The organism is Streptomyces diversicolor (genome assembly GCF_057537855.1).
Map to the genome: position 1 here is coordinate 430873 of NZ_BAAJXA010000001.1, position 25775 is coordinate 456647.

Below are 25775 nucleotides of genomic sequence, written 5' to 3' on the forward strand. Positions count from 1 at the left end.
TCCCGCGGTCACCGAGCCCGGAACGGCCGCCCCGCCGCCGGGTGCCGCACTCCGGCGAGTACGGGATCTTCACCGGGCGGCCAGGGAATCCCACTCTCCTTGCTTAAGTCAATCAACGGACTTACAGTCGATGGGCCGCACACCCGAGTGCCCGGACGGAGGCCCGACCATGGCCCACGCACAACCCCGGCCCGTTCAGGAGGCGAGGCCGCAGGAGCCCACCGCGCCGCGGACGAACCTCGTCGTCGCCGTGCTGGCCTTCGGCGGCATCGTGGTCTCGCTGATGCAGACCCTGGTGATCCCGATCGTGCCCGAGCTGCCGAAACTGCTCGACGCGCCGGCCTCTGACGCGGCCTGGGCCGTCACGGCCACGCTCCTCGCGGCCGCCGTCGCCACCCCCGTCATGGGCCGGCTCGGCGACATGTACGGCAAGCGGCTCATGCTGCTGACCAGCCTCGGCATGCTGGTCGCCGGATCGGTCACCGCCGGGCTCAGCGACACCCTCGTCCCCATGATCGTCGGGCGGGCCATGCAAGGGCTGGCCGCCGGTGTGATCCCGCTCGGCATCAGCATCATGCGCGACGAACTGCCCGCCGAACGGCTCGGCTCCGCCACCGCCCTGATGAGCGCGTCCCTGGGCGTCGGCGGCGCCCTCGGGCTGCCCGCCGCCGCGCTCATCGCCGACCACTTCGACTGGCACACCCTGTTCTGGACGTCGGCGGTCCTCGGCGTCGTCGCCGCCGTGCTCGTGCTGCTCCTCGTCCCCGAGTCCCGGGTGCGCACCGGCGGCCGGTTCGACCTGCCCGGCGCCATCGGCATGGCGGCCGGCCTGGTCTGTCTGCTGCTGGCGATCTCCAAGGGCGCCGACTGGGGCTGGACCGGCGGCACGACCCTCGGCCTGTTCGGCGCCGCGGTCCTGGTGCTGTTCCTGTGGGGCCTGTACGAACTGCGCGCCGCGCACCCGCTGGTGGACCTGCGCACCACGGCCCGCCGCCAGGTGCTGGTGACCAACCTCGCCTCGGTCGCCTTCGGCTTCTCCATGTTCGCCATGTCCCTGGTGCTCCCGCAGCTGCTGCAACTGCCCGTGGCGACCGGCTACGGCCTGGGCAAGTCGCTGCTCTTCGCCGGACTCGTCATGGCGCCGACCGGCCTGGTGATGATGGCCATGGCGCCGGTGTCCGCGGCGGTGTCCCGCGCGTGGGGGCCGAAGGTGACCCTGATGTGCGGCGCCGTGATCGTGGCCGCCGGCTACGGCCTCAACATCGTGATGATGGACGCCGTCTGGCAGCTCGTCGTGGCCTCCTGCGTCATCGGCGCCGGCATCGGCTTCGCCTACGGCGCCATGCCCGCGCTCATCATGGGCGCCGTGGACCCGTCCGAGACGGCCGCCGCGAACAGCCTCAACACCCTGATGCGGTCCATCGGCACCTCCACCGCCAGCGCCGTCGCGGGCGTGATCCTGGCGCAGCTGACCACTCCGTTCGGCGCGGCCCTGCTGCCCTCCGAGAACGGCTTCAAGGTGGTCATGGCGGTCGGCTCGGGCGCCGCGGTCCTCGCGCTCCTCGTGGCCGCCTTCATTCCGCGCCGCCGCGAGGCCACGCCCGTGGTGGGACCGGCGACCGTGCAGGCGGCGGCGCCCGGCGCCATCCGGCAGCCCTCTGTGCCCCCCGAGTCCCCCGTGTCACCTGAGTTTCCCGTGTCCCCTGAGTTTCCCGAACCGGCGGCCACGCGGGCCACGGGCCCGAAGGCGGTGCCCGCGGTGCCCGCGGTGCCCGCCGGGCAGGGCGCGCGCGGCATCCCGGTGCGCGGGCGGGTGCGCGGCGCCGACGGCGCGCCCGTGGCCGGCGCGGCCATCACCCTGATCGCGCTCGAAGGACGGCAGCTGGGCCGGGCCGTCGCACGGCCCGACGGGGCGTACGCGCTCACCGCGCCGGGAGAGGGGACGTACGTCCTGATCGCCTCCGCCGCGGGCCACCGGCCGTGTGCCACCTCGCTCGTGGTCGGCGCGGACCCGACGGCCCACGACATCCTGCTGAGCGGCAACGGCGCGCTGACCGGCGTCGTGCGCTCGGCGGAGAGCGGGGCGCCGGTCGCGGGCGCGGTCGTCGTCGTGACCGACGTGCGCGGCGACGTCCTGGCCACCGCGCACACCGACACGCTCGGCGAGTTCGGCGTCGCCGGCCTGGTGCCCGGGACGGTGACCCTCGCCGTCGACTCGCCCGAGCACCGCCCGCTCGCGCTGCCCGTCGACCTGGCCGACACCGGTGACACGCGCGTGGAGATACAACTGCGGCCCGGGGCGTACGTACGCGGCACGGTACGCGGCGCCGGCGCCCCGCTGAGCGACGCCCGGGTGACGTTGGTGGACGCCACGGGCGACGTCGTCGCCACGACCACGACCGGCGTCGACGGGGCGTACGCCTTCACCGACCTGGACACCGGCCAGTACTCGGTCGTCGCGACCGGCTACCGCCGCGGGCCACCGGCGTGCGCCTCGACGGCGGCGACACGGTGAACCACGACATCGACCTCACGTGAGCGCTCCGCTGGGTTCGGCGGGATGCGCCGTTGGTTGTCTGCGGCTGTGTTGTGGCTGGTCGCGCAGTTCCCCGCGCCCCTTTGGGGCGGTGTTTTCGTCGGGGCTGCTTGGGCCGCGCTCGGCGCCTGAGTGTTTCGTTGGGTTTGGCGGGATGCGCTGTCGGTTGTCTGCGGCAGGGTCGTGGCTGGTCGCGCAGTTCCCCGCGCCCCTTTGGGGCGTTTCTGCTTGGGTTGTCGTCCGGGTCGGGTGGTGGGGGTGTGGGGGTGGGCGGACGATGGAGGGGTGGGGCGGTTGCCGTGTGCGCCGGCGCCACCCGACGTCGGGAGACGGTGACCGGCCCCGGCCGCGGTCGGCGGCCGGAAGGGAGGACACCGTCATGCTGGAAGTGAAGACGGTCGACAAGCCCGACGAGCGGCGCGATTTCCCCCGCGGCCATCTCGAAGCCGTCCACATGAGCGGGCTCGACTTCGCCGTGGCCACCTTCGAACCGGGCTGGCGCTGGTCGCAGTCCGTGGCGCCGATCGCGGGCACGGAGAGCTGCATGGTGCACCACAACGGCTTCGTGGTGCGGGGACGGATGCGGCTGCACATGGACGACGGCGGCGAGGCCGAGGTCGGCCCCGGCGACGTCTTCGTGTGCTCGCCCGGCCACGACGCCTGGGTCGTCGGCGACGAACAGGTCGTGGTCTACGACTTCGCCGGCGGCATGGCCCAGACCTACGCGAAGTCGCCGGGGCCATAAACGCGAGCGCCGACGGCCCTGGTCGCCGCGGGCGGTCGTCTGCGGGTGGGGCGCGGGGCGAGTCGATCTCACCGGTGCCCTCTCGCGGGCGCCGGTGCCGAAGGCGGGGTAGGAGCGGCTTGAGACCTAGTTCCGCGCGCTGGCCGAGCAGGGCGGTGCCCGCGAACCGGCCCTGCTGGCCCGCCAGTTGATGCTGGTCTTCGACGGGGCCCGCGCCGGCGCCCGCGTGGAGCGGCTGGACGGCGGACTCGCGACGGCGATGGTGACAGCGCTCCTGGACGCGGCCGGCGTACGGGCGTGACGCGGCCGGTGTCTCGTGCGGGCAGCGGCGCCCGGCGCCACCGGCCCGCAGGGCGCCCACGGCGACAGGGGCACCCGCCGCGGCCACCCCCGTGGCCCGCGAGCGGATCGCCCCTGTCACCGGCGACCGGCCTGCCCCGACAACGCGCGACGGCGGTGGCCCTGTGGCCCGCGATCGGCGTGCCCCCGTCACCGGCGACCGGCCTCACGTCGCCGCGGCCACCGCCCCGATCGCCGGGGTTCGCAGCGTCCGGCGTGCCGTGCCGAGGCTCGTGCCCAGCGTCACCGCCGCGGCCACCGCGCACACCGCGAGCCAGATGCCGAACGTCTGACCCGGCAGCACACCGTCGGTGCGGACCATCGTGAACGGGACGATCCCGGCGAGCGCGGCCACCGTGCCGAGCAGCACCCCCACCACCGTGAGCACCGCGGACTCGACGCCCACCGTGCCCAGCACCTGGCCCGGGGTGGCGCCCGCCAGCCGCTGCCGGCCGAACTCCGAGCCGCGGTACGTGGTCGCCGCGTACAGGGAGTTGACCAGCATGACGCAGACGAACACCGCGATGACGCCGACGACCGTCAGATTCAGCGTCTCCAGGTTCTTCGCGTCGACCGACTTGCGCAGCCCCGAGGCCGCGACGGCGTCGGACTCCACCGACTGCATGGTCACCGTCGCCGTACTGATGGCCGTGAACAGGACCAGCGACATCAGGATCCCGGACAGCTCGTCCACCCGGCGGCGCAGAGTACGCACCGCAAGCCACCCGCTCGCCCCGCCGAGCGGCAGCGCGGCGAGCACAGCGCCGAACAGCCGCGGCGCCAGCAGCGCGAGACCCACCGACAGCAGGATCGCCCCGTACGCGGGCGCCGCCATCAGCGCCGCGTCCGTCGCCGAGAACGCGTAGGTGCTCGCCGCGGACAGCGCACCGGCGGCCAGCGCGGCGTACGCGAGAAGCGTCCGCCCCCGGCCGCGCCGTACGCCCCGGCGCGTCGCCCGGCGCACGGCGAGGAACGCCGCGCCCGCGGACGCGAGCAGCGTGACACCGACCCCGGACAGCAACGCGACCGGACCGAAGGCGGCTTCCACGGTGCGGCCCACCTGGCCGCTGTCCCGGAACGCGCCGAGCAGCGCCCGCCCGCCGAGCACCGCGGGACCGACCGCCAGGACCGTGCCCACCAGGGCCACGGCGACGGCCTCACCGACGACCATCCGCCTGATCTGCGCGGGCGTCGCCCCCGAGCAGCGCAGCAACTCCATCTCGGCCGACCGCTGCCGCACGTTCACGGTCAGGGCGGAGGCGATGGCGAAGAAGACCAGCAGGGTGCCGTAGCCGCCGACGACGCCCGCCGTGGTGGTCAGCGTCCGCGCGCTCACATCGTCCACGCCCGGCTGCCCGGCCGTGTCGTGCAGCGAGTTGAAGGCCATGACGAGCGCCGCGCCGAGGAAGGCGGACAGCAGCGTCGCCAGGAACCGTCCGGGGCGCCCCCGGATCGACCGCAGAGCCAGTACGAGCATCGCTCACACCCCCGCCGGCACGTCGTCGCCGAGGTGCGCGAGCCATTCGGCGACCGCGTCGGCCGTCGGCGCGGGCAACCGCCCCGCGAGCCGGCCGTCGGCCAGGAACAGCACGGAGTCGGCGTACGAGGCGGCGACCGGGTCGTGCGTCACCATCACCACGGTCCTGCCGTGCACCCGCACCGCCTCCCGCAACAGCCGCAGCACCTCCCGCGCGCTGCGTGTGTCCAGCGCGCCGGTCGGCTCGTCCGCGAAGATCACCCGCGGTTCGGCGACCAGCGCCCGGGCGATCGCCACCCGCTGCCGCTGACCGCCGGACAGCTGTCCGGGCAGATGCCCGAGCCGGTCGCCGAGCCCGACGGCCGTCAGGACCTCCCGGGCCCGCTTCCGGTCCACGCGCCGGCCCGCGAGCTTCAGCGGCAGCACCGTGTTCTGCGCGACGGTCAGGGTGTCCAGCAGGTTGTACTGCTGGAAGACGAACCCGACCCGGCCGCGTCGGAACCGGGTCAGCTCCGCCTCGCCGGAACCCGTCAGCTCCGCGCCGTCCACCATCACGATCCCGCTGTCGGGCCGGTCGAGCCCGGCCGCGCACTGCAACAGCGTGGACTTGCCCGAGCCCGACGGGCCCATCACCGCCGTGAACGTGCCCCGGGCCAGGCCGAGCGTGACCCCGTCAAGCGCGGTCACGGCGGTGTCCCCGCTGCCGTACGTCTTGGTGACCTTGACCAGCCGCAGCGCCTCGGCGGCGGGTCCCGCGTCGTGCGTGCGTCGCGAAGGTGTGCGCAACATCGTCATCCCTCTCCGTCCGGCACCCGGTGCGCCCGTCTGTGCCCGTCTGTGCCTGTGACGAAGCTACGGAGCGGACGGCCGCGGCACACGGGGCGCAGAACCCGTATCGGCGGGTGTAGCCAGCGCCACCCGTACGGGTCAACACGACGAGCGGACCGCGTGGTCCGCCGGTGCAATGGAGTCGTGACCGCGGCCCCGCACGACTGCCTCGCACGCAACGAATGGATCTGCGGTGCGTATCTGAGCACCCGGCGCCACATCCTGCTCGACGCCGTGATCCAGCATGTGTGGCTGACCTCCCTCTCGGTGCTGATCGGCCTCGCGGTCGCGGTCCCGCTGGCCGTGCTCGCCCGCCGCTGGGCGTGGGCCGCCGGGCCCGTCCTCGGGGTCACGACGATCCTCTACACGATTCCCTCCCTGGCCATGTTCTCCCTGCTCCTGCCCCTGTACGGGCTCTCCGCCGGCCTCGTCGTCACCGGGCTCGTGCTCTACTCGCTGACCCTGCTCGTCCGCAACATCCTGGCCGGGCTGCGGGCCGTCCCCGAGGAGACCCGGCAGGCCGCGCGCGGCATGGGCTACGGCCCGATCCGCCTGCTGCTCACCGTCGAGCTGCCGCTCGCCCTGCCCGCCGCCATGGCCGGACTGCGCATCGCCACGGTCTCCGCGGTGTCCCTGGTGACCATCGGCGCGATCGTCGGGTTCGGAGGGCTCGGCAATCTCATCTACGCGGGAATGAACACCTACTTCAAGGCGCAGGTGCTGACGGCGTCGGTGCTGTGCGTACTGATCGCGGTCGCGGCCGATCTGCTGCTGCTCGGCGTGCAGTGGCTGATCACTCCCTGGGCGCGGGCGGCCCGCGCATGACGACCCTCACCGCCACCTGGCACTGGCTCGCCGACCCGGCACACTGGACGGGCGAGGACGGCATCCGGCACCGCCTGCTGCAACACCTCGTGCTGACCGTCGTCTGCCTGGCCGTCAGCTGCGCCGTCGCGCTGCCCGTCGCGCTGGTCCTCGGCCACCTCGGCAAGGGCGGCGTCCTCGCGGTGAACATCTCCAACGCCGGCCGGGCCGTGCCCACGTTCGCCGTGCTGGTCCTGCTGCTGCTCACCCCGGTCGGCCGCTGGGGGGAGGGGCCCACCGTGCTGGCCCTGGTGCTGTTCGCCGTGCCGCCGCTGCTCACCAACGCGTACGTCGGCATGCGCGAGGTCGACCGCGGTGTCGTGCGGGCGGCGCGGGGCATGGGCATGACCGGACGGCAGCTGCTGTTCCGGGTGGAGCTGCCGCTCGCCCTGCCGATGGTCCTGGGCGGCGTGCGGATCGCCGCCGTCCAGCTCGTCGCCACCGCGACCATCGCCGCGCTGGCGGGCGGGGGCGGTCTCGGCCGCATCATCACGGCGGGCTTCAACCTCGCCAGCACTCCGCAGGTGGTGGCAGGAGCGGTCCTGGTGGCCGCCTTCGCCCTCCTCGTCGAGGCCGTCTTCGAAACCACCGAACGCCTGTTCTCACGCCGGCTGAGACCACCCCGATGACCCCCCGCCCTGGGAGCACCCCCGGCCGACCGAGAGCCACCGCACGGCGGGAGACGCGAGGAGAGGCAAGAGACGCGGGAGGCGAAGGAGATGAGGGAGACGGGGGAGACGGGAGAGACGGGGAGACGGGGGAGACGGGGGAGATGCTGGAAACGGGGGTGATGCGCGAGACAAGGAGATGGGGGAGAGGGGGAGAGGCGGGAGAGGCGGGAAATCCCGGGGTTGCGGGAGAGGCGGGAGACGGAAAGATGCTGCGAGGGGGCAGCGGAGATGGGAGACCGGGAGGTGCGGGAGACGGCGGAGACCCGGGAGACCTGGGACGCGCGGGAGACCAGGGACAGGGCCGGCCGTGCGGGAGCGCCGCTCGCGGTGGCCGCCGGGCGGTGGTCGTACGGGTGGCTGCCGGGGCGCGGGCTCGGGCGGCTGGGGGGTCGGCGGCGGGCCGCTGACCGTCGGCGTCCGCGCGGTGCGTGGCGGGCCAGGGCGCTCTCGGCCGGTGCGGCCCTCGTGACGGCCGCGTCGCTGCTGCTCACCGGGTGTGTCACCGGGCCCTCCCTGGAGAACCGCGGCGCGGTCACCGCCTCGCCCGGCGACAGCCGGCGGCTGACCATCGGATCGGCCGGCTTCACCGAGAGCGATCTGCTCGCGCAGATGTACGCGCTGCTGCTGAACCGGGCCGGCTACCGTACGTCCATCCTCACGGTCGCCAACCGCGAACTGTACGAACCCGCCCTGGAATCCGGCCAGATCGACGTCGTGCCCGAGTACGCGGCCACCTTCGCCGACTGGCTGGCCGCCAAGGCCGACGGCCCGCACGCCGCACCGGCCGGCTCGCCCGACCTGGCCGCCACCATGACCGCCCTGCGCCGGCTCGCCACGCCCCGCGGCCTCACCGTCCTGGACCCCGGACGGGCGGTCGACCAGAACGCCTTCGCGGTGGCCCGCTCGTACGCCCGCGAGCACCGGCTGCGGACGCTCAGCGACCTCGGCGCGTCGGGGCTGGGGGTGCGGCTCGCCGCGGGCGACGAGTGCGTACGACGGCCGTACTGCGCACCGGGGTTGCGGAAGACCTACGGCATCGATGTCGTCGGCGTCGACCCCAAGGGCGTCGGCACCACCCAGGCCAAGCGGGCCGTGCAGAACGGTCAGGACCAGATGGTGCTCACCACCACCACGGACGCCACCCTCGACCAGTTCGGGCTGGTACTGCTCGCCGACGACCGGCACCTGCAGAACGCCGACTACATCGTCCCCGTGGTCAACCGCGCCCGCGCGGGCGGCACGGGCGTCACCACGGCGCTCGGCCGGCTCAACGACGTCCTCACCACGGCGGACCTGGCCGCCATGAACGAACAGGTGGACAGCTGGCGCCGACTACCCGCGGACGTGGCCCGAACCTACCTGCACAACAAGCACCTGCTGAGGTAGCCACCCCACGCTTTTCGGCCGCCCGCACCGTGCACGCACCTCGGCTGCCCCGCGCACACCGCTGGGCCGCGCGCCGCGCATGCCTGCCGGCCCTGTGCCCTGCACATGCCGCTCGACCGCGCGCACCGGCGCGCCTGTGGGCCGCGCGTGTCTCACCCATGCCGCTGGGCCGCGCGCCGTGCGTGCCCCTCGGCCGTGTGTCCGACCCACGCCCTCGGCCGTGCGTGCCCCGGCTGATCGTCGGCCGTGCCGGGTGGGCGTCGGTGCGTGTGCCTCGGGCGCGTTGCTGGTGGTCAGGCGTCCGATACCGAGTCGAAGGGGACCTGGCGGCGCGGTACGCCGCGGGCGTCCGCGTCCACCGAGCGGCGCAGCGCCTCGTGCAGCCTGGCAGGCGTCAGCACCCCGAGGAAACGCGCGCCGTCGAGCACCGCGACCCACCCGGCGTCGTACTGCAGCATCACCCCGAACGCCTGCTTCAGCGGCGCCCCCACCGGCACCCAGGCCGTCATCCGGTGCGCGAGCGGGCCGACGGACCCGCCCGCCGCGAGCCCGTCGATGCCCACCCAGCCGTGCAGGTCGCCGTCCGCGTCCAGGACGACGGCCCAGCGCGCCCCCTCGGCCCGCAGCCGCTCCCGGGCGCGTTCGGCGGGCTCGTCGAGGCGGGCCACGGGCGGCTGCTCCAGGTCGTCCGGCTCGATCGCGGTGACCGACAGCCGCTTCAGCCCCCGGTCGGCGCCCACGAACGAGGCCACGTACTCGGTCGCGGGCCTGCCCAGCACCGCGCCGGGCGTGTCGAACTGCTCGATGCGGCCCTGCCCGTACACCGCGATCCGGTCGCCGAGCCGTACCGCCTCCTCGATGTCGTGCGTGACCAGCAGCACCGTCTTGCGCACCGCGGCCTGCATGCGCAGGAACTCCTCCTGCAACTGCTCGCGCACCACCGGGTCGACCGCGCCGAACGGCTCGTCCATGAGCAGCACCGGCGGGTCGGCCGCGAGCGCCCGCGCCACGCCGACCCGCTGCCGCTGCCCGCCCGACAACTGGTCCGGATAGCGCGGCCCGTGCACGGCCGGGTCCAGCCCCACCAGGTCGAGCAGTTCGGCGGCCCGCGCCCGCGCCTTCGCCTTCTTCCAGCCGAGCAGCGCGGGGACGGTCGCGGTGTTGTCGAGGATCGTGCGGTGCGGGAACAGGCCCACCTGCTGGATGACGTACCCGATCCGGCGGCGCAGCCGCACCGGGTCGACCGCGGCGACGTCCTCACCGCTCACGAGGACGCGTCCGGAGGTCGGGTCGATGAGCCGGTTGACCATCATCATGGTCGTGGTCTTGCCGCAGCCGGACGGGCCCACCAGCGTGACGAGTTCGCCCTCGGACACCTCGAAGGAGAGGCCGTCCACGGCCGTCGTACCGTCCGGGTACCGCTTGGTGACCTGCTCGAACCGGATCATCACCCCACGCTAGCCGCGCCGCGTCCGGCGCGCCCGGCTCCGTTTTTGAAAAGTTTCAAACCGATCTCCGAAGCACCGGCCCCCTGCGGCCCGCGCGTGACGGAATCCCGGGAATTTTCGTCCTGCACGAGCCCTGGACACCCCTCACGCCCGCCACTAGCTTCAACCGTCGACCGTATTGAATCGATACAACTCCGAGGCAACTCCGACACGACTCCGATGTGACTCAGACTGGCCGAAGGGATGACGGCGTGACTGACGGAGTGCGACGAAGGACGGTTCTGACCACGGCTCTGGGGGCCGTACCGATCGCCATGGCGGGCGGCGCCGGCGGCGCCGGCACCGCGGAGGCCGCGCCCGGCGCCGCAAGCGCCGAGGTGACCGGCCTGACGGTGGAGCACCGCACCGATCCGCTCGGCGTCGACGCGGACCGGCCCCGGTTCGGCTGGCGCACGGACTCGGCGGTACGGGGCCGCCGCCAGCTCGCCTACCGCATCCGGGTGGCCTCCGCCCCCGCCCGGCTGACCGACGGCCGCCCCGACGTCTGGGACAGCGGCAGGATCGCCTCGGCGGACTCGGTCGCGGTGCCCTACGGCGGCCCCCCGCTCACCGCCGCCACCCGCTACCACTGGACGGTGACGGTCTGGCACGAGGACGGCCGCTCGGCCACCGCCCCGCCCGCCCGCTTCGAGACCGGCCTGCTCGGCACCGACGGCGTCACCGGCTGGACCGGCGCCAAGTGGATCACCATGGCGGGCAAGCGCCCCAACAGCGCCGGAGCGCCGCTGCTGCGCAGACAGACGGCGCTCACCGGCCGCCGGGTGCGCGAGGCCCGCCTGTACGTCTCGGCCCTCGGCGTGTACGACGCCTATGTCAACGGCCGGCGGGTCGCGGTGCCCCAGGGCACCGGCAGCACATACGAACTGCTCGCCCCGGGCTGGACGAACTACGACAGCCGGATCAGCTATCTGACCTACGACGTCACCGGCCTGGTGGCCGGCGAACGGCAGGTCACGCTCGCCGCGGTGCTCGGCAACGGCTGGTACAACTCCCGTGTCTCCGAGGGCAGCACCTACTACGCGCCGGCCGGCAATCCGCTCGCCCTCAAGGCCAAACTGCTCGTCCGCTACGCCGACGGCACCACCCAGACGGTCGTCACCGAACCCGGCGACGCCTGGCGCGCCACGGACCAGGGCCCGTACCGTGCCGACGACATCTACGACGGCCAGACCTACGACGCCCGCAGGGAACTGCCCGGCTGGAACGCGAACGGCTTCGACGCCACCGGCTGGACCGGCGTCGAGGAGCACGGCTTCGCCGCGGCGTTCCCCGCCGCGAAGCTGGTCGCCTACCCGGGCGAGAGCGCCCGGCTGATGCCCGAGTGGGACCGCAGACCGCGCTCGGTCACCGTCGTCACGGGCGTCACCGGCGAGGCCGGCAGCCGGGGCGGCAGGGGCCGCGTCGTCGCCGACCCGGCCCGCACGGTCACCGACCCCGAACGGGCGGCCACCGCCGAGGTGACCATCGACCCCGGCGAGACGGCGGTCTTCGACCTCGGCCAGAACCTGGTCGGCGTCCTGCGCTACACGCTGCGCGGCGCCGCGGGCACCGAAGTCGCCTTCCGCTTCGGCGAGATGCTCAACGACGACAGCCCGGGCGCCGACGGCCCGGCCGGCTCCGTGTACCGGGCCAACCTGCGCGGCGCGAAGGCCACCAGCACCTATGTCCTGCGGGGCGGCGGCCGGGCCGAGACCCACCAGGACTCCCTGACCTTCTACGGCTTCCGCTATGTCTCCGTGACCGCGACGGACCGGGTCACCGTCACCGGCCTGACCGGCAGGGTCGCCACCTCGGCGATCCATGACATCGGCGCCGTCACCACCGACGACGACAAGGTCAACCAGCTGATCTCCAATGTGCGTTGGGGCCAGCGCGGCAACTATCTGTGGGTGCCCACCGACTGCCCGCAGCGCGACGAGCGGCTGGGCTGGACCGGCGACACCCAGCTGTTCTGCAACACCGGGCTGTACAACGCCGACGCCGTCGCGTTCCTCAGCCACTTCGAGGAGAACCTGATCGACTCGCAGCGCGGCTACGGCCTCGACGGGGCCCAGTTCACCGCGGTCGCCCCCGGCAACCGGTACAACGCCGCCGCCCCGGTGAGCGGCTGGGCGGACTGCGGGGTGATCGTGCCCTGGACGGTGTGGCAGATGAGCGGCGACCGGACCATCGTCGACCGCAGTTGGGAGGCGATGACCCGCTACCTGGACTGGATCCGGCGCAAGGGCGGCGACAGCCACGCGGGTCAGGGCGCCCTCTTCGCCGACTGGCTGGCCCCGCAGAGCACCGGCACCCAGCTGATCAGCGACGTCTACTACGGGTATGTGACCCGGCTGATGGCCCAGATGGCCCGGGCGACCGGACGGGCCCGCGAAGCGGACGCGTACGACGGCCTGTTCGCCGACATCAAACGGGCCTTCATCGCGAAGTACCTCGTCGCCGACGGCGCACGGCTCACCGTACGCTCCAGCCTGGGCGGCAAACCGATCAACGGCCCCGACCCCGAGGACGACAGCCAGACCGCCCTGCTGTGGGTACTCAAGCTCGGTTTCTACGACACCGAGGCCCAGCGCCGCGGGCTCCTCGCGCTGCTCGCCGACAATATCGGCAACGATGCCGCCTACAAGGCCGCCCACCCCGGCAGCACCCGTGTCCAGTACGCGGAGAACACCCTGGCCGTGGGCTTTCTCGGGGTGAACGTGCTTGCCCCGGTGCTGACCGACGAGGGGCGCGCGGACCTCGCGTACCGGCTGGTCCACCAGAACGCGATGCCCTCCTGGCTGTACTCCGTGGACAACGGCGCCACGACGGTCTGGGAGCGCTGGAACTCCTACTCCGAGCAGGACGGTTTCGGCCCGGTCGAGATGAACTCGTTCAACCACTACTCCTACGGGGCGATCATGGAGTGGATGTACGAGAGCATGGCCGGCATCGCCAAGGACCCGGACCACCCGGGCTTCAAGCACTTCTTCCTGCGCCCGCACCCGGACCCCACCGGCAGGATCACCCAGGTGTCCGGCTCGCACCTGTCGCCGTACGGGCAGATCGTCAGCGCCTGGTCGGTGCGGGACCGCACGCTGCACTACCGGGCCGCCGTCCCCGCCAACAGCACGGCGACCCTGCGCATCCCGGCCGCCGGACCGCACGCCGTGCGGGAGGGCCGCACCCCGCTGTCCCGGGTGCCCGGCGTCGAGTTCGTGGGCTTCGCCGACGGGATCGCCGACTACCGCCTGCCGTCCGGCCGTTACGAACTGACCGCCACGCAGGGCTGACCGCCGTGCAGGGTCGAGCGTTGCGCAGGGCTGACCGCCGTGCAGGGCTGACCGTCGTGTAGGGCCGAGCGCCGTGCAGGGGCGACCGTCACGGCGGAGCCGGACGCGGCGGGGCTGGACGCGGCGGGGCGGGACGCGGACCGGGCCCGCGCGGCGCATCGTGCGGGCCCGGTCGAGGGCGGTCCTCAGCCGACCAAGACGACCTCCAGCGTCCGGGGCCCGTGCACCCCCTCCACCCGGTCCAGCTCGATGTCGCTGGTCGCCGACGGGCCGGAGATCCAGGTCAACGGCCGTAGCGGATCGAGGCGTTCGAGCGCCTGCGGCACGGCGGAGACGACCTGGTCGGGGACCCGGACCACACAGATGTGGTGGTCCGGGACCAGGGTGATCCGACGCCGGCCCTGGTCCGGGGCGCCGTCCAGCACGATGGTGCCGGTCTCGGCGATCGCCACCGCGCACGCCGTGACCACGCTGTCCACCCCGTCGAGTTCGCGCGCGGTGCTCTCGGCCCGGTCGGCGACCCGGGCGACGTCCGTCGCCGCGAGCCAGCCCGCGTCGAGACCGGGCGGCACCAGCACCGACCTCGTCCCGCGGTTCGCCAGCAAGCCGGCGATCAGCGAGGGCAGTTCACCGGCCGTGCAGCGGTGCACGAGCGCCCGGTAGTCGGCGAGGTTCTCCGCGAGCAGATCCACCGTCCGCGCGGCGTCGCGCTCCCCGTGCGCCCGCAGATAGTCCCGGGCGACGGCCCGTTCGTAGGGCGGGTCGTCGGCCGGTACGTCGGCGAGCGCGCGCCGCACCCGGCCCAGGATCCGTTCCCTGCCGCTCACCGCGCGGCCCCCTTCCCGCCGTCGGTTCCGTGTCTGCCGGGTGCGCTGTGTGTGCCGGTTGCGCCGGTTGCGCCCCGGGTGCGCTGCCACCAGTCGCGGAACGGCTCCGCCGGCACCGCCGGCAGATCCCGGGTGGCGCTCCACGCCCGGCCGGGTCCCGGCAGGGTGCGCGGGTGCAGCCGGCGGGTGCGGGAGGCCAGCCGCTGACCGGTGCGCAGCGCTTTGGGGCGGGTCAACGCCCAGCGGGCCGCCCGCATCGCGGCCCGTTCCGCCGCGTGCCCCTTGGCCGGCCGCAGCACCACCTTGTTGCCCTCACGGGTCGCCGGGCCGCCCTCGACGACCCGCTCCCGCAGATGCACCAGCACCTCGGGGATGTCGATGGCCACCGGGCACACCTCGTAGCAGGCCCCGCACAGCGAGGACGCGTACGGCAGCGAGGCGTCGATCTCACTGGCCGTGCCCCGCAGTTGGGGACTGAGGATGGCGCCGATCGGACCCGGGTACACCGAGCCGTAGGCGTGCCCGCCCGCCCGCTCGTACACCGGGCAGACGTTCAGACAGGCCGAGCAGCGGATGCAGCGCAGCGCCTGCCGGCCCACCTCGTCGGCCAGGGTGTCGGTGCGGCCGTTGTCGAGCAGCACCAGATGGAAGACGCGCGGACCGTCCTCGTCGGCGGTGCCCGTCCACGTCGACGTGTACGGGTTCATCCGCTCGGCCGTCGAGGAGCGGGGCAGCGTCTGCAGGAACACCTCCAGGTCCCGCCACGTCGGCACGATCTTCTCGATGCCGACGACCGAGATCAGCGTCTCGGGCAGGGTCAGGCACATCCGGCCGTTGCCCTCGGACTCCACGACGACCAGCGTGCCGGTCTCCGCGACCATGAAGTTGGCACCCGAGATGCCCACCTTGGCGCGCAGGAACTTCTCCCGCAGATGCAGCCGGGCGGCCTCGGCCAGCTCGGCGGGCGAGTCGGTCAGGCCGTCGGGGGCCGGACGGCCCCACTCGCCCATCTCCGCGCGGAAGATGTCGCGGATCTCGCCGCGGTTGCGGTGGATGGCCGGAACCAGGATGTGCGAGGGCCGGTCCTTGCCCAACTGCACGATCAGCTCCGCGAGATCGGTCTCGTAGGCGTGGATGCCCTCGGCCAGGAGGGCTTCGTTGAGCCCGATCTCCTGCGTGGCCATCGACTTGACCTTCACGACCTCCGACTCGCCGGTCTCCTTGACCAGTCGGGCGACGATCCGGTTGGCCTCCTCGGCGTCCGCCGCCCAGTGCACGACGCCGCCCGCGGCGGTCACCGACTCCTCCAACTGGAGGAGATATTGGTCCAGATGACGGAGCGTGTGGTCCTTGATCCGCTTGCCCGCCTCGCGCAGCTGCGCCCAGTCGGACACCTCCGCGACGGCCTTGGCCCGCTTGGCGCGGATGGTGTGCGTGGCGTGCCGCAGATTGCCCCGCAGCGTCGCGTTGCCGACCGCCTCGTGCGCGGCCTTCGGAAACGCCGGCATGCCGACGAACGTCCCGCTCATGGCGCCGGTTCCTCCTCGGTGCTCGCCAGGATCTCAGCGATGTGGACCGGCCGCAGGCCGGACTTCAGACGGGTCATCGTCCCGCCGATGTGCATCAGACAGGAGTTGTCGGCCGCGCACAGCACCTGCGCGCCCGTCGCCTCGGCGTTGCGGACCTTGTCCTCGCCCATCGCCGCCGACACGTCGGCGTTCTTCAGCGCGAACGTGCCGCCGAAGCCGCAGCACTCCTCGGCGCCCGGCAGCTCGACCAGCTCAAGGCCCCGCACCGCGTCGAGCAGCCGGCGGGGCCGGTCGCCGAGCCCGAGGCCGCGCAGCCCGTGACAGGTCGGGTGGTAGGTCACCCGGTGCGGGTAGTACGCCCCGACGTCGGTCACCCCCAGCACGTCCACCAGGAACTCCGTCAGCTCGTACGTCTTGGGCACGACGGGCGCGAGCGTGGCGGCGAGCGTGTCGCCGCGGCCCTCCGCCCGGGCCCGCTCGCCCATGCGCGGATACAGCTCCCGCACCATCGCCCCGCAGGAACCGGACGGCGTCACGATCGCCTCGTACTCCCCGAAGACATCGGAGAAATGCCGGGCCATCGGTTCCGCCTCATGCCGATAGCCGGTGTTGTAGTGGGCCTGTCCGCAGCAGGTCTGGGCCAGCGGGAAGTCCACGTCGACACCCAGCCTGGTCAGCAGTTTCACCACCGCGCGACCCGTGTCCGGATAGAGCGTGTCGTTGACACAGGTCAGGAACAGTGCGACACGCATCGCGGCTCCCTTGTGATCGATCATCCGATGAGTGCAGGGTAATGGGCGGCGCCCCGCCGGGCGAGACCCGGCTCACCTCGCGGTGAGCCGCGCCTCCGCCTCCCGCCACCGCGCGGCGTCGCCCCGCGGCTCGTAGCGGGTCAGCGGCTGGGTACGGGCCAGCAGCGCGCGCATGGCGGCGCGGTCCCCGACGAGCCCGTGGGCGCGGGCCTGGACCAGCACATTGCCGAGGGCCGCCGCCTCGGTCGGCCCCGCCACCACCGGCAGCCCGCAGGCGTCCGCGGTGAGCTGGCACAGCAGCGCGTTGCGGGTGCCGCCGCCGACGATGTGCACCACGTCGACCGGGTGGTCGGCCAGCCGCTCGGCGTCCGCGACGGCCCGGCGGTGGGCGAGCGCCAGGGAGTCCAGGATGCACCGGGTGACCTCGGCCGGGGTCCGCGGCACCGGCTGCCCGGACGCCCGGCAGGCTTCGGCGATCCGGTCCGGCATCCGCCCGGGCGCGAGGAAGGCCGCGTCGCCCGCGTCCACCACCGAGCGCAGCGCCGGCACCTCGGCCGCGTCCCGCAGCAGCCCGCCGAGGTCCGGGTCACCCCAGGCCCGTACGGACTCCTGGAGCAGCCACAGGCCCATGATGTTGCGCAGATAGCGGACCGTGCCGTCAAGACCCAGCTCATTGGTGAAGTTGGCGGCCCGGCTCTGCTCCGTCAGCACCGGCGCGGTCAGTTCCAGGCCCGCCAGGGACCAGGTGCCGGTGCAGATGTAGGCGAAGCGTTCGCCCCCGGCCGGTACGGCCGCCACCGCGGACGCGGTGTCGTGCGAGGCGACCGTGGTCAGCGGCACCGGACCGGTCAGGCCGGTCTCCTCCAGCACCTCGGCGCGCAGCAGGCCCGCCGGATCGCCGGGCCCGCGCAGCGGGGCGAACAGGGCGAGGTCGATGCCCAGCCGGTCCGCGACCGCGTGCGCCCAGGTGCCGGTGCGCGGGTCGACGAGCTGGGTGGTGGAGGCGTTGGTCAGCTCGGTGCCCTGCTGCCCGGTCAGCCAGTACGCCAGCAGATCGGGGATCAGCAACAGGCGCGCCGCGTGCGCGAACTGGTCGGTCGAGCGGGCCGCGGCCAGCTGGTACAGCGTGTTGAAGGGCGCGTACTGCACACCGGTGGCCGCGTACAGCTCGGCCGCCGGGACCGTCGCCCACACCTTCTCCGCGACGCCCTCGGTGCGCGGGTCGCGGTAGTGCACCGGGTTGCCGAGGAGGGCGCCGTCGGCGTCCAGCAGGCCGTAGTCGACGGCCCAGCTGTCGATGCCGACCGAATCCACCGGGCCGGCCGCCCGCAGCCCCTCAAGCACCCCCGCGTACAGGGCCAGGACGTCCCAGCGCAGCCCCTCCGGAAGCCGGACGGGCCGGTTGCCGAAGCGGTGCGCCTCGCGCAGCTGAAGCGTGTCGTGGCCGACGCGGCCGACCATCACGCGCCCGCTGGAGGCGCCGAGGTCGACCGCGGCGTACGCCCGGACGGCAGCGCTCATCGCAGGAACGCGGCCGCCACGCCCGCGTCGACCGGGATGTGCAGCCCGGTGGTGTGGGTGAGCTGTCCGCCGGTGAGGGCGAACACGGCGTTCGCCACGTGCTCGGGCAGCACCTCCCGCTTGAGGATGGTGCGCTGCGCGTAGAACTCGCCCAGCTTCTCCTCCTCGACGCCGTACACGGCGGCCCGCTGGGCGCCCCAGCCGCCCGCGAAGATCCCGGAGCCGCGCACCACCCCGTCCGGGTTGACCCCGTTGACCCGGATGCCGTGCTCGCCCAGCTCGGCCGCCAGCAGCCGGACCTGGTGGGCCTGGTCGGCCTTGGTCGCGGAGTAGGCGATGTTGTTGGGCCCGGCGAACACGGCGTTCTTCGAGGCGATGTAGACGATGTCGCCGCCGAGCCGCTGCGGGATCATCACCCGCGCCGCCTCCCGCGAGACGAGGAAGGACCCACGGGCCATGATGTCGTGCTGGAGGTCCCAGTCCCTCGTGGAGGTCTCCAGGAGCGGCTTGGAGACGGAGATCCCCGCGTTGTTGACGACGAGGTCGACGCCGCCGAAGGCCAGCAGCGCCGCCTTGAAGGCGTCCGCGATCTGCTGTTCGTCGGTGACGTCCACGGTCACGGCGACGGCCTTGTCGGGCCCGCCCAGCTCCTCGGCGACCTCGGCGGCGCCGTCCGCGTTGACGTCGGCGACGACGACGCACGCGCCCTCGGCCGCCAGCCGGTGCGCGATCGCCCTGCCGATCCCGCTGCCCGCGCCCGTCACCAGCGCCACCCGGGTGGCCAGGGGCCTGGGCCTGGGCATCCGCTGGAGCTTGGCCTCTTCGAGCGCCCAGTACTCGATGCGGAACTTCTCCGCCTCGTCGATCGGCGCGTACGCCGATACCGCCTCCGCGCCGCGCATCACGTTGATCGCGTTGACGTAGAACTCGCCCGCCACCCGGGCCGTCTGCTTGTCCTTGCCGAAGCTGAACATGCCGACGCCGGGCACGAGCACGATCGCCGGGTCGGCGCCGCGCATCGCGGGGGAGTCCGGCAGGGCGTGCCGCTCGTAGTAGGCGGCGTACTGCTCGCGGTACTCGGAGTGCAGCTCGGCCAGCCGGGCCACCGCCTCCTCAAGCGGCGCGGACGGCGCCACGTCCAGGACCAGCGGACGCACCTTGGTGCGCAGGAAGTGGTCGGGGCACGAGGTGCCGAGCGCCGCGAGCCGCGGGTGCTCGGCCCGGGCGAGGAAGTCGAGCACGACGTCGGAGTCGGTGAAGTGCCCGACCTGCGGCCGGTCCTGGGAGGCGACGGCCCGCACGTACGGCGCGAGCGCGGCGGCCCGCTCCCGCCGCTCGGCCTCGGGCAGGGCCGCGTAGCCCTCGATCACCGGCCCGAACGGCTCCGCCCTGCCCCACTGCGCGAGGAAGGTCTCCGCGGTGCGGATGATGTGCAGCGAGTTGCGCTCGCACTCCTCCGCGGTGTCGCCCCAGGCGGTGATCCCGTGCCCGCCGAGGACACAGCCGATCGCCTGCGGGTTGGCCTCCTTGACGGCCGCGATGTCCAGCCCGAGCTGGAACCCGGGCCGCCGCCACGGCACCCACACCACGGTGTCGCCGAAGCACTCGGCGGTCAGCTTCTCGCCGTCCGCGGCGCAGGCCAGCGCGATGCCCGAGTCGGGGTGCAGATGGTCCACGTGCGGGGCGTCCACAAGGCCGTGCATCGCGGTGTCGATGGACGGCGCCGCCCCGCCCTTGCCGTGCAGACAGTAGTCGAACGCGGCGACCATCTCGTCCTCGCGCTCCACGCCCGGGTAGACACCGGTGAGCGCGCGCAGCCGGTCGAGGCGCAGCACGGCGAGCCCGGCCTCGGTGAGCGTGCCGAGGTCACCGCCTGACCCCTTGACCCACATCAACTCGACGTCGCCGCCGGTGACGGGGTCGGTCGCGGTGCCCTTCGCGGACGCGTTGCCGCCGGCGTAGTTGGTGTTGCGCGGATCAGCGCCCAGCCGATGCGACCGAGCCAACAGACCGGCAACTTCAGGGTGCGTCATGAACGTTCAGTCCTTACTGAAAGTAGAGAAGAGAGGGAAAGCCCCAAAGAGCCGCGGGATCTTTGCCGTACCGTCCCACGAGGCCGCGCCCGACAGGGGCACGGGGAACGGCGCGCCCAGCCACAACGCACCCGCAGCCGCCCACCGACCGATCCGCGCCCCAAAGAGGCGCGGGATCTCTGTCGTACCGGCCCACGAAGGCGCGCCCCATAGGGGCGCGGGGAACGGCGCGCCCAGCCACAACGCACCCGCAGCCGACCACGACCGATCCGCGCCCACCCGGCGGAGCCCCCCGCGGGGAACGGCGCGCCCAACCACAACGCACCCGCACACAACTGACGCCGCATCGGCCGACGGCACGTCTCCGCCGACGCAGTATCCCGGCCAACCCAGCGGAGCGCCTACGCGCCCCATCCCGCCTGCCGCCCCCCAACCCGCTCCGCCACGATCTTCTCGGCCCACCCGGACCGGGCATACGCGCCCATCGGATCGGGGTCGAGCCCCATCTCCTCGCGCACCTCGGCCAGCAACGGCCGCACATCCGTGTTGTACGCGTCCATCAGCACGGCGTTCGCGCCGAGCACATCCTCGGCCCGCTGCGCGGCGGCCAGCGCCTCCGCGTCCACCAGCAGCGCCTTCGCGGTGGCCTCCTGGACGTTCATCACCGACCGGATGATGGCCGGCACCTTCGGCTCGATGTTGTGGCACTGGTCCAGCATGAACGCCACGTCGGCGGTGAACCCGCCCCCGCGCACCACCTCGTACATGATCCGGAACAGCTGGAACGGGTCGGCCGCACCGACCATCAGGTCGTCGTCCGCGTAGAAGCGCGAGTTGAAGTCGAATCCGCCGAGCTTGCCCTCGCGCAGCAGCGTGGCCACGATGAACTCGATGTTGGTCCCCGGCGCGTGGTGCCCCGTGTCCACCACGACCTGCGCCTTCGGCCCGAGCTTGAGGCAGTGGGCGTACGCGGTGCCCCAGTCGGGCACGTCGGTGGCGTAGAAGGCGGGCTCGAAGAACTTGTACTCCAGCAGCATCCGCTGCCCGTCGCCGAGCCGTGCGTACACCTCGGCGAGCCCTTCGGCGAGCCGGTCCTGGCGGCCGCGCAGATCGTCCTGGCCGGGGTAGTTGGTGCCGTCGGCGAACCACAGCTTCAGGTCCTTTGAGCCGGTGGCGTCCATGATGTCGACGCATTCCAGCAGATGGCCGATCGCCTTGCGGCGCACCGCGGCGTCCGGATGGCAGATGCTGCCCAGCCGGTAGTCGTCGTCCTGGAAGGTGTTGGAGTTGATCGCGCCGAGCCGCAGCCCGCGCTCCTCGGCGTACCCGGCGAGGGCGGCGTAGTCGTCCACGGTGTCCCAGGGGATGTGCAGGGCGACGGTCGGCGCGACCCCGGTGAGGGCGTGCACCTGTGCCGCGTCGTCCAGCTTCTCCCGCGGCGAGCGCGGAACGCCCTGCTGGGCGAACACCTTGAAACGGGTCCCCGAGTTGCCGTACGCCCACGACGGCGTCTCGACGGCCTGGGTCTTGAGCGCGGCTTTCACCGCGGCGAGGTCGGTCACTTCAGGGCTCCCGTGAAATCGGTTGGAACGGCTGAGCGGGTGAAACGATTCAGACCCGCAAGCTATGAGCCCTCCGAAGGGGTGTCAAGCTCTTCCGCGCACCCGGTTTTCCGTGATCCCGCCGTGACCTTCAACTATCGAAAGTTTTTCGACACGGACCCATTGACGTGACATGGCTGCCATGCCTAACGTCCCGGCAATCCAGTTGAAACCTTTCACGACGCCGTGGGGGCCATCCCGCAGGCGTCGTCGAGGAGCCCCCATGACCCACCCGTCCGACACGGGACCGGCGCCGGTGCTGGCGCTGAAGGACGTCTCCAAGTCCTTCGGCGCCGTACGGGCCCTGCGGGACGTCTCCCTTGAGCTGTTCCCCGGCGAGGTGCACGCCCTCGCCGGGGAGAACGGCGCGGGCAAGTCGACGCTCATCAAGACGCTCGCCGGGGTGCACCGACCGGACGCCGGTCAGGTGCTGCTCGACGGCGAGCCCGTCGTCTTCCACGGACCCGGTGACGCCCGCGACGCCGGCATCGCCGTGATCTACCAGGAACCCACCCTCTTCCCCGACCTCTCCATCGCCGAGAACATCTTCATGGGCCGCCAGCCGCGGCGCGCCCTCGGCCGCATCGACCACCGGGCCACCCACGCGGCCACCGCCGCCCTGATGAAGCGGCTCGGTGTCGAACTCGACCCGGACCGCCCGGCCCGCGGCCTGTCCATCGCCGACCAGCAGATCGTCGAGATCGCCAAGGCGCTGTCCTTCGACGCCCGGGTCCTGATCATGGACGAGCCGACGGCGGCGCTGACCGGCAGCGAGGTGGCCCGCCTCTTCGGCGTGGTCGAGACGCTGCGCGAGCAGGGCGCCGCCGTGCTGTTCATCTCGCACCGGCTGGAGGAGATCTTCCAGATCTGCCGGCGCGTGACCACCCTGCGCGACGGCGCCTGGATCGCCAGCGAACCGCTCGCCGGCATGACCGAGGACGACCTGGTACGCCGCATGGTCGGCCGCGACCTCGACGAGCTGTACCCGAAGCAGACCGTGCGGCCCGGCGAGGTCGCGCTCAGCGTCCGGCGGCTGACCCGCGAGGGCGTCTTCACCGACGTCTCCTTCGAGGTGCGCCGCGGTGAGATCGTCGGCCTCGCCGGGCTCGTGGGCGCCGGCCGCACCGAGGTCGCCCGTGCGGTCTTCGGCGTGGACCGCTGGGACGCCGGCGAGGTCGAGGTCGCCGGCCGGCGGCTGACCAACGGCGCGCCCTCCGCGGCCATGGCCGCCGGGCTCGCCCTGGTCCCCGAGGACCGGCGCGCCCAGGGCCTGGTGATGGACATGTCCATCGAGCGGAACATCGGGCTGACCGGGCTGCGCAGCACCGTGCGCGCGGGGCTCGTGGACCGCGGTGCCGAGCGCAGCCGCGCCCTGGACTGGGCGGTCAGGCTCCAGGTGAAGTACGCCCGGATCGCCGACGCCGTCGCCACGCTCTCCGGCGGCAACCAGCAGAAGGTCGTGCTCGCCAAGTGGCTGGCCACCGGCCCGAAGGTGCTGATCGTCGACGAGCCGACCCGCGGCATCGACGTCGGCACCAAGTCCGAGGTGCACCGGCTGCTCGGCGAACTGGCCGCCGACGGCGTCGCGGTCCTGATGATCTCCTCCGACCTGCCCGAGATCCTCGGCATGGCCGACCGCGTGCTCGTGATGCACGAGGGCCGGATCACCGCCGAGATCCCCCGCTCCGACGCCACCGAGGAAACCGTGATGGCCGCAGCCACGGGGAGGGCCGCCGCATGACGGTGACCACCCCGAACCAGACTCCCGTCGCCGAGGTGCCGAAGTCCAGCGGCACCCGGCTGGCCGACCGCGTCTTCAAGATGCGCGAACTCGCCATCCTGGTCGTCTTCCTGGTGATGATCGCCATCACCCAGGCGGGCAACAGCGAGTTCCTGTCCGAACAGGGCATCAAGGACCTGCTGCTCAACGCGACCATCCTGGTGCTGGTCGCCACCGGCCAGTCGCTGGTCGTCATCACCCGCAACGTCGACCTGTCGGTCGGCTCCACCCTGGGCATCAGCGCGTTCGCGGCCGGCACCTATCTGCACGGCGGCGGCAACCCGGTCGTCGCCGTCGTCCTCGCGGTCCTGCTGGGCGTCGGCTTCGGGCTCCTCAACGGCCTGCTGGTCAGCCTCGGCCAGGTGCCCGCCCTCGTCGTCACCCTCGGCACGCTGTACATCATCCGCGGCATCGACTCCATCTGGGTCGGCTCCCGGCAGATCACCGCGGCCGATCTGCCGGGCGGCTTCGTCGACTTCGGCTCCGGCGGGCTGTCCGCCGTGCCGTGGCTCGCCCTCATCGCGCTGGCCGTGCTGGTCGCCACCGCCTACTACCTCAAGCACTTCGGCAGCGGGCGCGAACTGTACGCGCTCGGCTCCAACCCGGAGGCCGCCCGGCTCGCCGGCATCCCGGTGCGCAAGCGGATCCTGGCCGCGTACACCTTCTGCGGCGCCCTGGCCGGCCTCGCCGGCGCGATGTACCTGGCCCGGTTCGGCAACGTCGACTCCGGCACCGGCAACGGCTACGAACTCACCGTGGTCAGCGCGGTCGTGGTCGGCGGCGTCGTCTTCACCGGCGGCTCCGGCAGCGTCTACGGCGCGGCCCTCGGCGCCCTGCTGCTGACCTCCGTCAACAGCGTGCTGCCCGCCCTCGGCGTCAGCTCGGTCTGGGTGCTCGCCATCAACGGCATCCTGCTGCTCCTCGCCATCGCGGTCGACCGGGTCGTCGCGCTGCGGGTGGCCTCCGCCCTGAAGAAGTCGGCTGCGAAGAAGACGGCCCCGAACGCCCCGAACGCCCCGAACGCTCCGAACGCCCCGAACGCTCCGAACAAGGAGAACGGCCGCCATGCCTGAGTCGTTGACGCGCGCGATCCGCTGGGACACGGTCGTCGGCGCGCTGCTCGTCGTCCTGCTGCTGCTCTCGTTCGGCTTCGTGGACGGCTTCGGCAACGCCCTGAACCTGTCCTTCCTGATCGGCAACACCCTCCCGATCGCGCTGATCGCCCTGCCGATGACCCTGCTGGTCGTCTCCGGGGAGATCGACCTGTCGGTTGCCTCCACCGCCGGCCTGTCGGGCGCCGTCATGGGCAAGCTGTGGAACCAGGGCATGACGATCGAGACGATCATCCCGCTGTGCCTGCTGCTCGGCCTGGTGTGCGGACTGATCAACGGGCTGCTGGTGACCCGGCTCGGACTGCCGTCGCTCGCCGTGACCATCGGCACCCTCGCCGCCTACCGGGGCATCGCCCAGATCGTGCTCGGCTCCGACGCGGTCACCGACTTCCCCACGCAGTACCTGGACTTCGCGGCCGGCCGGATCGGGGACACCTTCGTACCGCAGGCCCTGCTGCCCTTCCTGGTGCTGCTCGCCATCGCCGTGGTCGTCCTGCACGCCACCCCGTTCGGCCGGTCGCTGTTCGCGGTCGGCGCCAGCGAGGAGGCCGCCCGGTTCGCCGGCATCCGGGTCAAGCGGGCCAAGCTCTGGCTGTTCGCCGCCACCGGCCTGATGGCCTCCCTCACCGGCGTCTTCTGGGCCCTGCACTACGCCAGCGCCCGCTACGACAACGCCACCGGACTCGAACTCTCCGTCGTCGCCGCGGTGCTGCTCGGCGGCATCGACTTCGACGGCGGCAAGGGCACGCTCGGCGGCGCCATCGCGGGCGTGTTCCTGCTCGGCGCGCTGCAGAACGTGATGAGCCTGCTGAACGTCTCCGCGCAGTCGCAGATCGTCGTCACCGGTGTGCTGCTCGTCGTCTCCGTGCTCGGACCGCGGGTCGCGCGCCAGATCTCCGTCGCCAGAGCCGCACGCTCCACCGGATAGGCGGTCCGAACGCCGCGGGCCGTCCGTGGCCGGTCGCACAGTCCCCCGCGCCCCTGGGCCAACTCC

The 25775-nt window shown here is 72.9% G+C and carries 18 protein-coding genes and 1 pseudogene; 10 read left to right on the forward strand and 9 right to left on the reverse strand.

Features of this window, described 5'->3' with window-relative positions; genetic code table 11:
• The first annotated feature begins 169 nt into the window (after nucleotides 1-169).
• From AC27LF_RS01815 to AC27LF_RS01825, 3 genes and pseudogenes are all read left to right on the forward strand, one after another.
• A complete protein-coding gene (locus tag AC27LF_RS01815; RefSeq protein WP_479660256.1) occupies nucleotides 170-2515 on the forward strand; it encodes an MFS transporter in 2346 nt (781 codons plus the stop codon).
• A gap of 400 nt (nucleotides 2516-2915) precedes the next feature.
• Complete coding sequence (locus AC27LF_RS01820) at nucleotides 2916-3281, forward strand: cupin domain-containing protein (protein WP_479660257.1); 366 nt, start codon at nucleotides 2916-2918, stop codon at nucleotides 3279-3281.
• A gap of 130 nt (nucleotides 3282-3411) precedes the next feature.
• Nucleotides 3412-3582, forward strand: a pseudogene (locus tag AC27LF_RS01825) (TetR/AcrR family transcriptional regulator); the annotation flags it as partial.
• Between the two features lie 204 nt (nucleotides 3583-3786).
• On the opposite strand, the gene AC27LF_RS01830 reads toward AC27LF_RS01825, so the two are convergent.
• On the reverse strand, nucleotides 3787-5097 hold the full coding sequence (locus tag AC27LF_RS01830) for an FtsX-like permease family protein (RefSeq protein ID WP_479660258.1): 1311 nt from the start codon (nucleotides 5095-5097) through the stop codon (nucleotides 3787-3789).
• Nucleotides 5098-5100: 3 nt separating this feature from the next.
• Entirely contained in the window at nucleotides 5101-5886 is a 786-nt protein-coding gene (locus AC27LF_RS01835; protein ID WP_479660259.1) for an ABC transporter ATP-binding protein, read from the reverse strand.
• A 183-nt stretch (nucleotides 5887-6069) separates the two neighbouring features.
• Here AC27LF_RS01835 and AC27LF_RS01840 point away from each other — a divergent pair, with 183 nt between their 5' ends.
• The 3 genes from AC27LF_RS01840 to AC27LF_RS01850 all read left to right on the forward strand — a co-directional run bounded on the left by AC27LF_RS01840 (nucleotide 6070) and on the right by AC27LF_RS01850 (nucleotide 8846).
• Nucleotides 6070-6750, forward strand: coding sequence for an ABC transporter permease (locus AC27LF_RS01840; protein WP_479660260.1), 681 nt, complete (start codon nucleotides 6070-6072; stop codon nucleotides 6748-6750).
• Nucleotides 6747-7418, forward strand: a complete 672-nt coding sequence (locus tag AC27LF_RS01845) for an ABC transporter permease (protein ID WP_479660261.1) — start codon at nucleotides 6747-6749, stop codon at nucleotides 7416-7418. The genes AC27LF_RS01840 and AC27LF_RS01845 overlap by 4 nt, the downstream gene beginning before the upstream one ends.
• 270 nt (nucleotides 7419-7688) lie before the next feature.
• A complete protein-coding gene (locus AC27LF_RS01850; protein ID WP_479660262.1) occupies nucleotides 7689-8846 on the forward strand; it encodes an ABC transporter substrate-binding protein in 1158 nt (385 codons plus the stop codon).
• Between the two features lie 293 nt (nucleotides 8847-9139).
• Here AC27LF_RS01850 and AC27LF_RS01855 read toward each other — a convergent pair whose 3' ends face one another.
• Nucleotides 9140-10294, reverse strand: coding sequence for an ATP-binding cassette domain-containing protein (locus AC27LF_RS01855; protein WP_479660263.1), 1155 nt, complete (start codon nucleotides 10292-10294; stop codon nucleotides 9140-9142).
• 314 nt (nucleotides 10295-10608) lie between these two features.
• Between AC27LF_RS01855 and AC27LF_RS01860 the strand changes: the two genes are divergently transcribed.
• Entirely contained in the window at nucleotides 10609-13626 is a 3018-nt protein-coding gene (locus AC27LF_RS01860) for a family 78 glycoside hydrolase catalytic domain (protein WP_479660283.1), read from the forward strand.
• Between the two features lie 185 nt (nucleotides 13627-13811).
• On the opposite strand, the gene AC27LF_RS01865 is transcribed toward AC27LF_RS01860, so the two are convergent.
• The 6 genes from AC27LF_RS01865 to rhaI form a co-directional block, all read right to left on the reverse strand.
• Nucleotides 13812-14453, reverse strand: coding sequence for a LutC/YkgG family protein (locus AC27LF_RS01865; protein ID WP_479660264.1), 642 nt, complete (start codon nucleotides 14451-14453; stop codon nucleotides 13812-13814).
• The gene (locus AC27LF_RS01870) at nucleotides 14450-15982 is read right to left on the reverse strand and encodes a LutB/LldF family L-lactate oxidation iron-sulfur protein (protein ID WP_479660265.1); all 1533 of its coding nucleotides are present in this window, start codon (nucleotides 15980-15982) and stop codon (nucleotides 14450-14452) included. The genes AC27LF_RS01865 and AC27LF_RS01870 overlap by 4 nt, the downstream gene beginning before the upstream one ends.
• Nucleotides 15979-16734, reverse strand: coding sequence for a (Fe-S)-binding protein (locus tag AC27LF_RS01875; RefSeq protein ID WP_479660266.1), 756 nt, complete (start codon nucleotides 16732-16734; stop codon nucleotides 15979-15981). The genes AC27LF_RS01870 and AC27LF_RS01875 overlap by 4 nt, the downstream gene beginning before the upstream one ends.
• 72 nt (nucleotides 16735-16806) lie before the next feature.
• Nucleotides 16807-18255 carry a rhamnulokinase gene (locus AC27LF_RS01880; RefSeq protein ID WP_479660267.1) on the reverse strand — a complete coding sequence of 483 codons (1449 nt, stop codon included), beginning with the start codon at nucleotides 18253-18255 and terminating at the stop codon, nucleotides 16807-16809.
• Nucleotides 18252-20288 carry a bifunctional aldolase/short-chain dehydrogenase gene (locus AC27LF_RS01885; protein WP_479660268.1) on the reverse strand — a complete coding sequence of 679 codons (2037 nt, stop codon included), beginning with the start codon at nucleotides 20286-20288 and terminating at the stop codon, nucleotides 18252-18254. Before AC27LF_RS01885 ends, AC27LF_RS01880 begins: the two co-directional genes overlap by 4 nt.
• Before the next feature lie 401 nt (nucleotides 20289-20689).
• A complete protein-coding gene (gene rhaI, locus AC27LF_RS01890; RefSeq protein WP_479660269.1) occupies nucleotides 20690-21850 on the reverse strand; it encodes an L-rhamnose isomerase in 1161 nt (386 codons plus the stop codon).
• Between the two features lie 262 nt (nucleotides 21851-22112).
• Here rhaI and AC27LF_RS01895 point away from each other — a divergent pair, with 262 nt between their 5' ends.
• The 3 genes from AC27LF_RS01895 to AC27LF_RS01905 are packed head-to-tail and all read left to right on the forward strand — an operon-like array spanning nucleotide 22113 to nucleotide 25709.
• Complete coding sequence (locus tag AC27LF_RS01895; protein ID WP_404039361.1) at nucleotides 22113-23630, forward strand: sugar ABC transporter ATP-binding protein; 1518 nt, start codon at nucleotides 22113-22115, stop codon at nucleotides 23628-23630.
• Nucleotides 23627-24742, forward strand: a complete 1116-nt coding sequence (locus tag AC27LF_RS01900) for an ABC transporter permease (RefSeq protein WP_479660270.1) — start codon at nucleotides 23627-23629, stop codon at nucleotides 24740-24742. Before AC27LF_RS01895 ends, AC27LF_RS01900 begins: the two co-directional genes overlap by 4 nt.
• Nucleotides 24735-25709 (forward strand): ABC transporter permease, encoded by a 975-nt coding sequence (locus AC27LF_RS01905; protein WP_479660271.1) that lies wholly within the window; start codon nucleotides 24735-24737, stop codon nucleotides 25707-25709. Before AC27LF_RS01900 ends, AC27LF_RS01905 begins: the two co-directional genes overlap by 8 nt.
• Nucleotides 25710-25775 lie beyond the last annotated feature (66 nt).